Below are 14,651 nucleotides of genomic sequence, written 5' to 3'. Positions count from 1 at the left end.
AGGAAAAAAGTTTATATGAAAAAAATATTGGTCATTACCCAGAATTTCCCTCCAGAAATCGGAAGTGCGGCTAATCGAATGAGAGGGATTTGTCACTATTTAAATGATGCTGCACAAGTTACGGTTTGGACAACGGAACCACATTATCCGCAAAAAGAACTTTATGAACAAAAAGATTTTTGGCAAGAGGCGCCTCAAGGTTTAAAAATCGAACGTATCCAAACAAGGAGTAGTAGGTTCGAAAAAAATCTTTTGCGCCGTTTGTTGCTATATATAGAAGTTCTATTTCGCTTTTATAAAATGATTTTAGCAGAAACCGAAAAGTATGATGTGGTATTTGTAACATCTCCTCCTCTTTCGATACCGCTTGTTGGACTCGTAGCCAAGTGGAAGTTTAAAGCAAAATTTATCGTTGATATTCGCGACTTATGGCCAGAAACTTTAAGCGCGTTAAAGGGAATTTTCCCAAAAGTGATTCGTTATTTAAATTATAAAATAGAAAAACTTATTTACCAAAAAGCAGATAAGTTAATTGTAAATAGTGAGGGTTTTACAACCTATATTCAAAAAACAATTAGGGACAAAGAAAAAATTCATTTTCTTCCCAATGGACTAACAAATTCAGAGCTCGAAATAGTTCCAACTTTTTCAAATAAAGAGAAAGTGACGGTCGTTTACACTGGAAATATGGGAATGGCTCAAGATATAGAAAGTTTGTTTCGTTTGGCAGAAGATTTTCAGTCATGTAAAAATGTTCATTTTTTGTTAATTGGCTACGGAAAACATTATGCAGAGATTTGCCAGAAAATTTTAGATAAGGGTCTTAGAAATATTGAGATTAAACCGCCAGAATCAAGACGGAAAGTGTGGGAAAGATTGCGTAAGGCAGACATTGCTTATATTGGATTAAAGGAACATCCTATTTTTAAAACCGTTATACCAGGTAAATTAATTGACTATATGGGTGCTTCCCTACCAATTATTGGTATAACATCTGGATATTCGAAGAAAATTATTGAAAAGGCAGGAGCGGGACTTGTTTTCAATAAAAATGATTATTCCATGATGAAAAAGAACCTTAGTGAGCTTATCGAAAATCCAGATTTGCGCAAGTACTATGGTCAAAATGGTAATGAATATGCAAGGCAAAATTTTAATTGGGAAGTAAATAAAGATTTATTGTATAAAATAATTTTTGAGGATGAGCGATGAAAAAAAGAGTAACAATGTTCGTTTGGAACGAATTTACAAATGATGCACGGGTGCTAAGAGAGTGTATGGCCCTTCAAGAAGCGGGATATTTCGTTTGTCTAATAGCCTTAAAAGGGCATCAAGAAGCTTTTGAAAAGCGAACGGAAAATTTTCAAATACGCCGAATAGACTATAAACTAACATTTTTACAAAAAGCTTTAGTATACTTAGTCGCGCTATGTGTTGCGTATGTAGCTCCAATATCTGGCATTATACTAATTTTGTTTTGTATTCTTCTCTTTGAAACGAAAGCTCGGTTTTTTCTGCGCAAATTAATTTTAATCATAAAAATGCTAATATTAGGCTTGCGGATTCAAACGGATATTTATCACGCCAATGATTTGAATACACTTTTTCAAGGAATTTTTTGTGCGAAATTCAAGCGGAAAAAGCTCATTTTTGATTCGCATGAAGTGAACATAAGTCGATCAGGCTATGATTCTAAAATCTACCAGATTGCTGAAAAATGGCTTATTTATTTTCCAGATTGTGTCATTCATGAAAATGAAACTAGAGCCAAATTTATTCGGCGCATTTATGGTTTTACACCAGAAGTGATATATAACTATCCTTTTTTTGATGAAAGCCAAAATAAAATATCACTTCATGAGCAACTTCAAATATCAGAAGACGAACCATTGTTGCTTTACCAAGGCGGCTTGCAAATTGGACGAGGCTTAGAAACCTTATTGGAAGCTGTCCCTTATATAGAGCAAGGTGTAGTCGTTTTTATTGGTGATGGCAAACTAAAACGTGAGTTAATAGACATGACAGAGCAGCGCGGCTTAACTAATCGGGTGAAATTTTTAGACAAAGTTCCCGTACAAAAATTACCAAGCTATACACGAAATGCCTATATAGGCTTTCAATTGTTAAATAACACATGTTTTAATCATTTTTCAGCAGCTTCCAACAAGCTTTTTGAATATATGATGGCCGGGGTTCCAGTCATTTCATGTTCATTCCCAGAAATGAAAAAAGTAATCAAACGAGAAGGAAACGGAATTCTTGTCAATTCAGAAAGTCCAGAATCTATTGCAGAAGCAGTTAATTATCTTTTGCAAAATCCTAGCATTCGCCAGAAAATGAGTGAAAATGCACTAACTGCAAGGAAGCGATATAACTGGGAAAATGAAAAAATCAAATTTTTAAGGATTTATCAGAAAATAAGTGAGGATGAGAAGAAAAATGGCTAAAGTAAGCGAAATAAACAAGTCGTTAGAACTAAGGCAAGCGGCGCATATTCATGAAGAGATTTCGCTTAGATCAGAAAATCAACGTTTAGAAAAACAACTTCAAGAAAGAAATGAACAACTTGGAAAGCTCCAAACAGAAAATCAGCAATTGAATGAAGAACTAAGCACACTTAGAACAAAAATAGATAACGAAATTAGCTTTTGTGAAAAGTGGAAAGAAACACAAGCAGAATTAAGCGATTATAAACGAAAAACATTTGACTTGCTTGAGCAGCAAAAAGCCTGGATGGCAACTTTAAATACAGAAATTAAAGCGTTATTTAAAGAGCGCGATGACACGAAGAAAGAGCTTTTGGAAAAAGAAAAAACACTCAAAAAGTTAGCTGAGAAGCACCATAAAATGATGAATACAAAAACAATGAAATGGACTGGAAAATATTGGAAATTACGAAAGAAGATGCAATTGAAAAGCAAATAGTAGACATATATCAAGAAATAAATCATTTTCAAACAAAAATCATTGCAGATATTCAGCCAAAATTAATAACAGATGCACATTTTTGTGATGCGAAAAACTGGTGGTATGTTGGGAAGGAAGGACTTCATGCATATATGCTGGAAGACAACCTTTGTTTTGCGAATGGGGATGACCGTGCGAATTACGCTTCATTTATGGAAAATAATGTAGCTTTTTCGAGATTCCCAACACACTTTATTCGAGTTTTACCAGACGAAACATTAGCTATTCAAATTGAAACTGAACTTTCGCAAGGCTTACAAGTAAAGTTAGCCATCGCCGAATATAACGATACAGAAAAAGAAAAAACAACATTGATCCCGATTGAGAAGGAGCAATTTTTGACAGTGGGAAAAAATACAAAATATCTTCGCTTTGCGCTTAAAATTACCGGAAAAGGGATTGTTCGGATAAAAAAAGCGGTTGTGGAGAGAGTTTTTGAAAAGAAAGCAGAAAAAATAATAGCTACAAGCCAAGTTGAACAAGTGAAAACTCTTCGTGGTGTGAAAATGGCATGCATCGTTGATGAGTTTACAATGGCAAATTTTCAAGAAGAAGTCGAATTAATCACTTTTACACCTGAAAATTGGGAAGAAGTGCTTAGTAAAGATATACCACATCTTTTATTTGTTGAATCTGCTTGGCATGGTAACGGTGGCGCTTGGGAATATCAAGTTGGGAGATATGCAAACGTCAGCCGTGAAGTGTTATTTGATTTATTAAAATGGTGCCAAAAAAGGGACATTCCGACCGTGTTTTGGAACAAGGAAGACCCGATACACTTTGACAAATTTATCGATACAGCCAAACGATTTGATTATATTTATACAACAGATGCGAATCGGATACCCGCGTATAAAAAACATGCGAAACATGAACAAGTATATGCACTACCATTTGCAGCACAACCGAAAAAGCACAACCCTATTCAATTAGATGCTCCGCGTGAGAATAAAATTTGCTTTGCAGGTTCCTACTATGCAAACCGCCATCCAGAAAGACGTGAAGTGATGGATGAAATGTTATCGTTCGCTCAAGAATTTGGACTAGCCATTTATGACCGGAACTTTGAACGCCCGGAACCAGAATTTCGTTTTCCTGAAAAATTCAGAAAAAATGTTCTTGGTAGTTTGAAGTACGAAGAAATTGATAAGGCGTATAAGGGGTACAGGTTTATGCTTAATGTAAATAGTGTGATTCATTCGCCAACAATGTTTTCGCGCCGCGTATTTGAGGGCTTAGCCTCTGGAACACCAATTTTAAGCAGTTATTCGGAAGGGATTTGGCAACTTTTTGGAAATATCGTCATGATTTCTGAAGAGAAAAACCAATTACGCGCCCAAATGCGTGCAGTTGTGAAGGACGAACAAACTTATCGTAAGAGGTCACTAGAAGGAATTCGCGAAGTTTATGAGAACCATACTTATAAGCATCGCCTACATTTTCTTTTGAAAAATATGGGTATTCATTTGCCGGATTCAACAAAGTCAGTTTGTGTCATGGCGATTGTTAAGTCTGAAAAAGAAATTCAAAGTATCATAAAAACCTTTGAAAGACAAAGTTATTCAAAAAAGAAACTGGCATTGTTTATTCGGAGTGTAGAGGACTTTTCTGATTTTAATGCCATTATAAATCGTTATCAAACGGAAACAACCTCTTGTTATTTGCTTTCTTACATGGAAAACTATACGGATTTAAAAAAATTGTTTGATACGGATTTTATGGCCTATTTTTCGGAGAATCATTTTTACGGCAGGAATTATTTGAAGGACCTCATGTTAGCTTCGCTATATACAGATGCGGACTTTATTGGGAAAGCTTCGTTTTACAGAGCAAATAAAAAGAAGCTAGAATATGTGCATGCGGATTCTGAATACTTGTTTGTTCAAAAGTTACTGCCATCCCGTAGTATTATGCAAACAAATTATCACTTTCGAAAAAATATGAGAAATTTACTTGAAAGTTTTGAGCAGGATGTGAATCTAGAAGGTTACGCACGATTTGGAGCAAAAATGTTTAGTGCTGACCGTTTTAATTTTGTTGGAGAAGGGGCAAGTGCCAATCCGTTAGCACTTAATTCAGTAGAACTATAGGAGGGGAAAATGAGCCAATTACGCATTTTATTATATGGAGATATTGATTTTAATTTTATGGATGGTTCAGCGGTTTGGCTAACTTCAATGGCTCAGGTGCTAGCTTTAAATCCAAACGTTAAAGTGGACTTGCTTTTAAAAGCGCAGGAGAAAAAGACGTATTTAACGGGCGCATTAAAAGAGATAAAAAATGTCCATTTGATACAGCCTTTTGATAAAAAAGTGGTGTCCAATCATTCACGACTTTCTGTTGAAGAGGCCGTTCAAATTATGAAGCAACTTCACAAGGAAAATCATTATGATTTAGTGATTGTTCGTGGTTTCAATTTGGTCCGCGAAATTATGAAGTATGATGTCTTTCAATCAATTACCGTGCCATACCTCACCGACTTTAAACATGATGAACGTTCTACTAAGGCGGAACGCGCTGACTTAAAGCGAGTTTACGAGCATTTTGATTTTCTTTTTTTGCAAACGAAAGAAACGAAAGAGGCTTTTAAAAAGTTAATTCATGTTGATGGGGAGAAAATTGAACTTTTGTACCCAATGATTCCTAATTTTGAAGCTACACCGAGTTTTCGAAATAAGCATTTTAGGCTTATTTATAGTGGTAAATTCCATGAGGATTGGCACACGGAAGAAATTATTTCAGTGACAAAAAAATTAGCAGAGCGGGATAAACGAATTCACACTCAAATTGTAGGGGATAAATTTCAAGATCGTTTGCGGGAGAAGGAAAATCAATTGCGCGTAAAAAAAGATTTGGAAGAAACAGCAGCCATTGATTGGGTCGGCGCCGTTTCAAGGGAAGAATGTGAGCATTTGATTGAGGATGCAGATCTTGGAATCGCCTGGAGAAGTGCCGCGCTCGATAATGATGAAAGTGTGGAACTATCAAGCAAGTTACTCGAGTACGGAAGATTAGGGAAGCCAGCGCTAGTAAGGCGCACGAAAATGCACGAGGATTTACTCGGAGGTGATTACCCACTTTTTGTTGAAACGGAAGCAGAGTTTATGGAAAAAACAGAGGCTGCCTTACGTGACGAAGCACTTTATGCAAAAGCTGCCGAGCAAATTTATAATGCAAGCAAAGCATTTACTTTTAAGGCGGCGTATAATCGCTTGCGCACGTTCATTTGGTCATTTAAAAAGGCGCCGACAAAAATTGTGTTTGCTGGACATGATTTAAAGTTTGCGACAATGTTTATCGATTATTTTAAAGAAAATCCAGCTTTTGAAGTAAAACTAGATGTGTTTTCGTCGCATGAAAAGCATGATGAAAAACATAGCCGGGCTTGTGTCGAATGGGCTGACATTGTTTTTTGCGAGTGGGGACTTGGCAACCTCGTTTGGTACGCGGAACATAAAAAAGAACATCAAACTCTAATTGCGCGCCTTCACTTTCAAGAAAAAGATTTAAAATTTCTCCATCAAGTCAATCATTCTAAAGTGGACCAATATATTGTTATCACACCTTACATGTTGGAAGAATTTCATGCCATTTTCCAAATACCGCGTTATAAAATGAAATACATTGATAATTTAATTGATGCTGACAAACTAGATTTACCTAAACAACCAAATAGCAAATTTCATCTTGGTATTTGCGGGATTTTACCAGCAAGAAAAAGAGTGGACTTAGCTATTGATATATTTGAAGCGCTTTTTGAAAAGGATGAACGTTATAAATTATTTATTAAAAGTAAGCGACCAGAAGAAGTGCCTTGGTTAATGGCGCGAGAAAAAGAACGCGAATTCTATACGGCCGTGCTAGAGCGAATTGAGAAGGCGCCGTGGCGTGAAAATGTTATTTTTGATCCTCACGGGAATGATGTACCAGAATGGCTACAAAAAATTGGCTTTTTACTTTCGCCAAGTGATTACGAAGGCTCGCATGTTTCAGTTTCAGAAGCGATGGCGAGTGGCGCGATACCTGTTATTCGGGACTGGAAGGGTGCAGATACTGTATATCCAAGTCGCTACATCATCTCGTCTAAGGAAGAAGCTGTAAAAGCTGTCATACGAGGGGAATGGCAAGCTGATAAAGTTGAAAGTAGAAAGAAATTTGCGCGTCAAAAATTTGATTGCCAAGCGATTATTAAGCGGATTGAAAACTTGTGCATTGAAATGCTTCAAAAACCGATTTAAGGAGATAAATATGAAAAAAAGGATGAAGAAGAAAGTGGAAAAACAAGTAGATCTTATACAAAAAATAGATGTGTTCTTAATAGGTGATTATTTGCAAACGAAATGCCACCTAAATACGAAAGACCAGCAAGCGTCTTTTACGTTTGCATTTTATATTTATAAAAAAGGTCAAGCAGAAGCAGTAGCTAAATCAAAATATACCCAATTTGATACAAACCAAATTCGCTTAACAGAGGGTGGGGAATATTTTGTTAAAGTTTTTGTAAAGCATAATAAAACGAATGAAGTTAAAACGAAAATAAGTGAATCAGTGCATAAAACAAAAATTGTGGATATTTAAAGGGGCGCGAGAAGATGTTACATGGGAAACACTTTCAAAACGGGAGCGATACACTTGTGATTGTCTTTCAAAACGCAGGGAAGCCTTTAAATGATGCTATTCCAGCAATTTTTAAGCAAGAAGTAGATCAGAAGCAAGTTGCTTTGATGCATGAGCGCTATACGTGGATAAAATTTGCTGAACGCGTAAAAGCGGCCGATTATTTGTTTGTGAAAGATCACTTTTCCAAGGTTTACGGATGGTATTTAATTGATTCGGGTAAATTTATACACGAAAAGTTCAACATGGAACTTACCCAATTTATTCAAAAATATCGTTATAAAAAAGTTATTGCTTTTGGTTCAAGTAAAGGTGGGACGGGTGCGCTACTTTATGGACTTATGAATCCACTCATTACAGATGTTTTTTCTCTCGTGCCACAAATTCACGTAGCGGACTATATTAATATACTTTGTCCTGCAGAAAAAAGCTTATTTTTTGCAGAAAATGCGATTTTTGAGGAGCGTGTAAATGAAGTGTTCTATTCAGCGCCGCTTTATGACAAACGCTCCTCAACTAGAATTTGTTTTTATACAGGGCTAGAAGATATTCAGTTTTCTGCATTACTCACCTATCGCCATTTTTTACAAGAAAAAGGGATTAAAAGCCAACTTTTTTTAAATAGGGGTAATGAACGGCACACACGACTTGTTAATCAATATACGCCATTTATTTTTGGTGTATTAGAAGATCTTATACGAGATGAAACGAAAAGAACGAATGAGCAGACGGTTCAAATTGGAGCGGACACTTATATTTTGAAGGCGGACTAGAAAGGCGGGTGTTTGGCAATTGGAAATCAAGATGTACGAACTAAACTATCAACAAGGCAAATTACAGCTGGCGTTTGAAACAACGCAAAAAACAAAAAAGTATTATGAGTTTGCCTATTACATTTATCAAGACGGGCAAGTCATAGACCGGGTTTGGTACGAAACGTTTAAACGGCAAGGAAAACTTACTTTTAAACCAATATATAGTGGCTCTTATCAAGTTCGCTTGTTCGTTCGGGAAAACGGTACAGTCGTTTTTAATCAGTTATCAAATGTTTTGTGGATTGATGTCTTGCATAAAAAGCAGATTGAAACAACGCTTGCGGCAGAAAAGGTTTTCTTTAGTGATCATCCTGTTAAATATCTATTTCAAGCTGGCAATCACGATGCGCGCCATCTCGTGCTTTCTTTTTCAGGTCTCTATTCAACTGAGTTCCAAGGTGGCCCACCCGTTTATAACCATATGCGCACACTCGAGCCCGTTCTGACACATAAATTGTTTATTTTAGACTCTTTTCAAAATCAATTTTGTTACTATGTCGGTTTTGGTGGTGAACAAGAATTTGAAAGAAGTGTTGTGGCGCTTATTACGACAATCGCAAATAAGTACCAAATACCCGCTGAAAATATTATCGCGACAGGTTCAAGCAAGGGCGGCGCTGCAGCACTTTACTATAGCTTTAAATATCATTTTGGAAAAGCTGTAATTGGTGCCCCGCAAGTTTATATCGCCAAATATTTGGAGCAGCGTGCGACTTCTGAATCCATGCAGGAAAGGTTCAACCGTTTCCTCGGAGCTGACCCAGTTTTTGGAAAACGCTTTTGGAATGGGCTCATTTTAAATCAAGCGCTCAAAGTTCAATCTTTTCCAGAGTTGCATTTCCATGTGGGGAAGGGCGATTTCCATTATCCTGAACATCTTAAACCGCTACTTAAGAAATTAGATGAGAAGGCAGTTCCTTACACGCTTGACATTGGGCAGTATGAAAAACACAGTGATACGGGCATTTACTTCACCCCGTTTCTACTCAAGAAAGTTCAGGAAATCGTTATGAGGAAAGAGGAAAAAAATTGAGACCTTTATTATCTTGGGGGAAAACTCAAGTTTCAAATTTAGACAAAATTATTCTTATCGCCCGCTTTGACCAGAAAGCGAACCACCAAAATCACGTATTTGGCTTACTTTGGGAATTTTTAAGTCCTGCGATTCAAATTATCATCTACTACCTTGTTTTTGGGATTCGCTTAAATGGGCAAACTGTTATACATTCTGATATTCCTTATATTTATTGGATGCTAACAGGCCTTATTCCTTGGTTTTACATGAGTGCGAGTATTGTTGCAGGGGCCGGATCAATTACAAGAAACTTAAATTTAATTGCCAAAACGCATTTTCCGGTCGAAATTTTACCAACAATTGCAGTTGTAAAAGGGTTAAATGGATTTTTTGTCATGCAAACTCTCTTTTTACTTCTTTTTATAAGTCAAGGTTTCTTGCCAACGCTCGAATGGTTGCAACTCATCTATTATTTTTTTTGTATGTTATTATTTTTACTTGCGCTTGCCGTACTAACTTCCGCAATTACCGTCATTTTTCGTGATTTACAACTTTTCATCACGTCAGCAATGCGCTTATTATTTTTTATTTCAGGTGCCGTCGTTAACGTAGCCGCGCATCCTGATTCCTTTTTTACTAAAGTACTAACGCTAAATCCATTTGTTTATATTATCGAAGGTTTTCGTGACGCACTCCTTTCAAGAGGCTGGTTTTTTGATGAGCCCTTTCGAGCAGTGTACTTTTTTTCATTCGTACTAATTATTTTGCTTACGGGCATTTACATCACAAATAAATACCGCGCTAACTTTGTCGAGTACATGTAGTAAAAGGAGGTCGCTATGCGTAAGAAACGAAGACATAAAAATAGCCGTCATTACTTTCCAACAGATGTCGCAGTACAAGTAGACGATGTGGACAAGTTATTTTTACTAGATCAAAAAAAATGGTATCACTTCATGCGCCCTTTTTCCAAAAACGAAGGTGCCTACTATTTTCAAGCATTAGAAAAAATCTCTCTTGAAATTAAAAAAGGGGAATGCATTGGCTTAATTGGGTTGAATGGATCTGGGAAATCAACATTAGCGAGCCTAATAGCCGGCCATCTAGCTCCAACAAATGGTCAAATTAGGCGTAACGGGGCTGTCTCCCTGCTAGCCATCAATTCGGGGCTTAAGCCCAATTTAACTGGCATTGAAAATATTCAATTAAAGTTGCTTTTGATGGATTTCAAACAATTTGAAATTAGAAGACGGATTCGAAAGATTATTGAATTTGCGGAGCTCCATGATTTTATTCACCGTCCTTTAAAGCAATACTCTAGTGGCATGCGAGCCAAATTAGGCTTTGCTATTGCCATTCAAACAAATCCAGAGATATTAATCATTGATGAAGCATTGTCAGTTGGAGATCAAACTTTTTATCAAAAATGCTTAAAAGAAATTGACCGTTTTAAAGAAGAAGGAAAGACAATTTTTTTCGTAAGTCATGCCATCAGTCAAGTGAAGGAAATCTCTGACCGAGTAGCCTGGCTACATTATGGAGAGCTGAAAATGTTTGGCGAAAGTGAGGAAACTTGCTTAGAATACAGTAAATTTATTCACCATTTCAATAAAAAAACGCAAACTGAACGCCAAAAAGAGCAACAAGCGATGATGGAAAGTCAAAAGCGGCACATCACTTCGAAACATGATAGACAAGTAACGACGAAAATCTGGCAGAATATTACTATTTTTAGTGTGTTGTTCCTCATTTTAGTAGGAAGTGCATGGAAAATTTTAACTGGTTGAAGTCTGTGCTTAGTTTTACTCAGATGCTCAAAACATTTGCCATTTAGCGATAGAACCAATTTTGGTTCTATCGTTTTTTTTATCCCAAAAGAAGCAAATAAAAAAATGGGGATAATGGAACAAAAAATGTGAAAGTTTTCATAAAATCTTTACAGTATTTTAGTGAGATTTTTTCTACAATTGAAGAGGTAGTGGAAAGGAGGGGCAAAATGGGAAGTATTTGGGAATGGCTAACTAGCACGAAGCTTTTTGAAAACGGAGAGCTAAATTGGTCTGTACTTAAAGAACTTATTGCATTCCTTTTTTAAAAGGAGTGGAAATTTAAAAAAGGAGGTGAAACAACATGCAATTCTTTTTAGATCTTATTAAAGCAATTCAGCAATTTAAAGTGGATGTTTTAAACTATATTGATAGTTTGTTCCAGTAATACAAAAAAGGTACAATGTCAAGCATTTTTTTTGGTTTTTGTATCTAAAAAACGTAAAATTGTTCACCTTCCTTCTACAGATTTACAGTGCAGGGCAGTATAGAATGTTAATGTACAGGAGGTGAGCACACATGCTTTGGTTACAAATGTTGCAAGAAGTTTTAGCATATTTGAAAAAATTTGCTGACATGAACTCATAATTTAAAAAAGAGAAAGAACTTTGAAGGAGGTGAAAAAAACATGGGATTCATTTCAGGATTTGTTGCATGGGTTGGACTAGCTGTTACAGGAATTAAATATGCTATCGAAGGCATCTGGAATATTTTAGTTTAATTCTAGCGGAGAGATAAGTACATAATTATGTGCTTATCTCTTTCATTAATCAAAAGGGAGAAATAATATATGCTATCGTTTTTTATTGCTTGGATTGGCTTAGGAGTGGCTGGTATTAAATCAACTCTAATTGCGTTAATCAATATTTTACTATAATTTTTTACTCGAAATTGCACTTTTAAATATTAAACTCGAAGAAACTGTATACAATGAATTTTGTATACAGTTATTTAACAGGGAGGGAAAAATGAAAAGTCAAGAAAGTAATTACAGCTGGAAAAAATTTGGAAGCTTAATTTCACAAAAGACAGTTTCAAAGCCGCTGTTCGCAGTTGCGATTGTCTTTTCTGTGATATCGACAGTTGTTTCATTATTTGTACCACTTTTTGCCAAAAATTTTATTGATGGTTTCATGGGTAAGGATTTCGATTATAGCATTGTTTTTTACTTGCTTATTTTATTTGCTGCCCAAGTAGTATTAAGTGGTTTCGCCATCTATATGCTTAATTTAATCGGTTTGAAATTAGTTCTTGCGATAAGAGATAAGTTATGGAACAAAATTCTTTATTTACCAATTCGTTTTTTTGATAATACAAACTCTGGTGAATTTGTTAGTCGAATGATTAATGACACGGGGTTAATCAAGACATTAGTATCTGATCAGTTTCCACAAATTATTAATGGCACGATTACATTAACGGGTACCATCATCATCTTACTTGTTATGGATGCAAAATTAACAGTTATTTTATTTATTGCTATTCCGATTCTTATTTTATTTGTAGCCCCTTTAGGGAAAAAATTATTTGCTATTTCAAAAGGCTTGCAAGCAGAAACGGCAGCATTTAGTTCGAAAATTTCGCAGGTTGTAAGTAATGTTCGTCTAGTGAAGGCAACTACTTCTGAAAATTTAGAAGTTAAAAATGGACATAATGACCTTATGAAACTATTTCATTTTGGTAATCGAGAAGCCAAAATTAATGCGATTATTAGCCCGATAACCGTATTTGTCGTTATGGGTATTTTAATCGGAATCATTATTTATGGTGGTATTCGTGTCAATGCTGGAACACTGACTATTGGGACATTAATCGCCTTCTTAATATATGTTTTTCAACTTTTATCACCAATCACTTCATTTGTTACGTTCTTCTCCCAGCTTCAAAAAGCAAAAGGAGCTACAGAGCGGATTTATGAGATTTTAAATGAAACATCTGAAAACTTAACATTAGGGGATAATGTTTCATTCTCAAATAAGAGTATTTTTGCCAAAAATTTATCTTTCTCTTACGACGATGAACATAAAGTTATTGATGATGTTTCTTTTGAAAGTAAACCGGGTGAAATGATTGCGTTTGTTGGCCCAAGTGGTGCTGGTAAATCGACAATCTTCTCGCTTCTTGAGCGATTTTATCACCCAACTGAGGGGAATATTTTTATTGGGGAACATTCGATGAAGCACATTTCGCTAGAATCCTGGCGCTCCCAGTTCAGCTATGTTTTACAAGATAATTTACTTCTTTCGGGAACAATTCGGGAAAACTTAGTTTATGGCTTAAAACATCAAGTCACAGACGATGATTTATGGCAGGCACTCAAACTTGCATATGCGGATAGTTTTGTTGAGGCATTACCCGAAAAATTAGATGCTGAAGTTGGAGAACATGGCGTAAAACTTTCTGGTGGTCAAAAACAACGGATAACTATTGCGCGAGCATTTTTAAGTAAAGCTCAAATTTTACTTTTAGATGAAGCTACAGCAAGTCTAGATGTGAGAACGGAGCAATATGTGCAGAAGTCACTACTTCAATTGATGAAACGTAAAACAATTTTTGTCATCGCGCATCGCATCGATACAATTAAGCACTCGAATAAAATTATTTTTGTAGATAAAGGACGGGTAACTGGGCAGGGCACGCATGACGAGCTGATTGAAAGTCATGAATTATATGCTTCATTTATTCAGTCGCGTTTTATTAATGACGAAGTAGACGAGGAGAAGGCATGAAAAAGAAATTATTTTGGACACTAGGAATTATTGTTGTAATTATTATCGTCGTACTGATAATTGGTGTTTCTTTAAGCGGGAATAATGCAACCGATTTAGCCAAAGAAAATAATGTAACAACAAAAGTGAAGGAAAGTACGGTAGAAGTAAATGCAAATGGAACGGGGACAATTGTGCCTAAAAACGAACAATACCCAGATTATAGTGATTTGGAATTGAATTTACAAATTGATGAAATGGATATTGCGGAAGTGAGAGAAGGGCAGGAGGTAACGATTGATGTTACAGCTTTCCCGGATCAAACATTTAAAGGCACAGTTGAATCGATTTCGGAAAAAGGGACTGTCGAAAATAATGTTGCTGTTTTTACGGTAATGGTTACGTTAAAAGACGCTGCTAAATTAAAGGCGGGGATGACGGTGTCGGCTTCTATTCTTGTGAACAAAAAAGAACATGTTCTAAATATCCCAATTGAGGCGGTGCAAAAGAATAGTGCTGGCAAGTATTATGTTTTAGTATCGAAAAAAGATAAAGAGAATCAAACGAAAAAAGTGAAGCAAGTTATCGAAACAGGTATCCGTAACGATAATATTATTGAAGTTAAGAAAGGCTTGCAAAAAGGCGAAGAAATATTGTTACCTTCAACGTCTTCAAGTGCTGAGTAAGCAGAAGGGAGAAATTG

At 36.0% G+C, this 14,651-nt stretch carries 12 protein-coding genes; all 12 read left to right on the top strand.

Annotated elements, in window-relative coordinates:
- Positions 1 to 15: 15 nt before the first annotated feature.
- The 12 genes from R8923_RS08715 (at position 16) to R8923_RS08660 (ending at position 14,634) form a co-directional block, all read left to right on the top strand.
- The gene (locus R8923_RS08715; protein WP_485872391.1) at positions 16 to 1,212 is read left to right on the top strand and encodes a glycosyltransferase family 4 protein; all 1,197 of its coding nucleotides are present in this window, start codon (positions 16 to 18) and stop codon (positions 1,210 to 1,212) included.
- Positions 1,209 to 2,447 carry a glycosyltransferase gene (locus R8923_RS08710; RefSeq protein ID WP_485872390.1) on the top strand — a complete coding sequence of 413 codons (1,239 nt, stop codon included), beginning with the start codon at positions 1,209 to 1,211 and terminating at the stop codon, positions 2,445 to 2,447. Before R8923_RS08715 ends, R8923_RS08710 begins: the two co-directional genes overlap by 4 nt.
- Positions 2,440 to 2,925 carry a hypothetical protein gene (locus R8923_RS08705; protein WP_485872389.1) on the top strand — a complete coding sequence of 162 codons (486 nt, stop codon included), beginning with the start codon at positions 2,440 to 2,442 and terminating at the stop codon, positions 2,923 to 2,925. The genes R8923_RS08710 and R8923_RS08705 overlap by 8 nt, the downstream gene beginning before the upstream one ends.
- Positions 2,886 to 5,057: a CgeB family protein gene (locus tag R8923_RS08700; RefSeq protein WP_485872388.1), complete on the top strand. Its 2,172-nt coding sequence runs from the start codon at positions 2,886 to 2,888 to the stop codon at positions 5,055 to 5,057. The genes R8923_RS08705 and R8923_RS08700 overlap by 40 nt, the downstream gene beginning before the upstream one ends.
- A 9-nt stretch (positions 5,058 to 5,066) precedes the next feature.
- The gene (locus tag R8923_RS08695; protein WP_485872387.1) at positions 5,067 to 7,205 is read left to right on the top strand and encodes a glycosyltransferase; all 2,139 of its coding nucleotides are present in this window, start codon (positions 5,067 to 5,069) and stop codon (positions 7,203 to 7,205) included.
- 10 nt (positions 7,206 to 7,215) lie between these two features.
- Complete coding sequence (locus tag R8923_RS08690) at positions 7,216 to 7,545, top strand: hypothetical protein (protein ID WP_485872386.1); 330 nt, start codon at positions 7,216 to 7,218, stop codon at positions 7,543 to 7,545.
- 14 nt (positions 7,546 to 7,559) lie between these two features.
- Positions 7,560 to 8,357: a hypothetical protein gene (locus R8923_RS08685; protein WP_485872385.1), complete on the top strand. Its 798-nt coding sequence runs from the start codon at positions 7,560 to 7,562 to the stop codon at positions 8,355 to 8,357.
- 19 nt (positions 8,358 to 8,376) lie between these two features.
- Positions 8,377 to 9,432: a hypothetical protein gene (locus R8923_RS08680; protein WP_485872384.1), complete on the top strand. Its 1,056-nt coding sequence runs from the start codon at positions 8,377 to 8,379 to the stop codon at positions 9,430 to 9,432.
- Complete coding sequence (locus R8923_RS08675) at positions 9,429 to 10,238, top strand: ABC transporter permease (RefSeq protein WP_485872383.1); 810 nt, start codon at positions 9,429 to 9,431, stop codon at positions 10,236 to 10,238. Before R8923_RS08680 ends, R8923_RS08675 begins: the two co-directional genes overlap by 4 nt.
- Positions 10,239 to 10,253: 15 nt before the next feature.
- Entirely contained in the window at positions 10,254 to 11,201 is a 948-nt protein-coding gene (locus R8923_RS08670) for an ABC transporter ATP-binding protein (RefSeq protein WP_485872382.1), read from the top strand.
- A 1,007-nt stretch (positions 11,202 to 12,208) separates the two neighbouring features.
- Positions 12,209 to 13,969 carry an ABC transporter ATP-binding protein gene (locus tag R8923_RS08665; RefSeq protein ID WP_485872381.1) on the top strand — a complete coding sequence of 587 codons (1,761 nt, stop codon included), beginning with the start codon at positions 12,209 to 12,211 and terminating at the stop codon, positions 13,967 to 13,969.
- Complete coding sequence (locus R8923_RS08660; RefSeq protein ID WP_485872380.1) at positions 13,966 to 14,634, top strand: efflux RND transporter periplasmic adaptor subunit; 669 nt, start codon at positions 13,966 to 13,968, stop codon at positions 14,632 to 14,634. The genes R8923_RS08665 and R8923_RS08660 overlap by 4 nt, the downstream gene beginning before the upstream one ends.
- Positions 14,635 to 14,651 lie beyond the last annotated feature (17 nt).

Origin of the sequence: Listeria tempestatis, from assembly GCF_963575625.1 — a bacterium.
Taxonomy (GTDB): Bacteria; Bacillota; Bacilli; order Lactobacillales; family Listeriaceae; genus Listeria; species Listeria tempestatis.
This window is presented reverse-complemented; position numbering and strand designations above follow the sequence as displayed.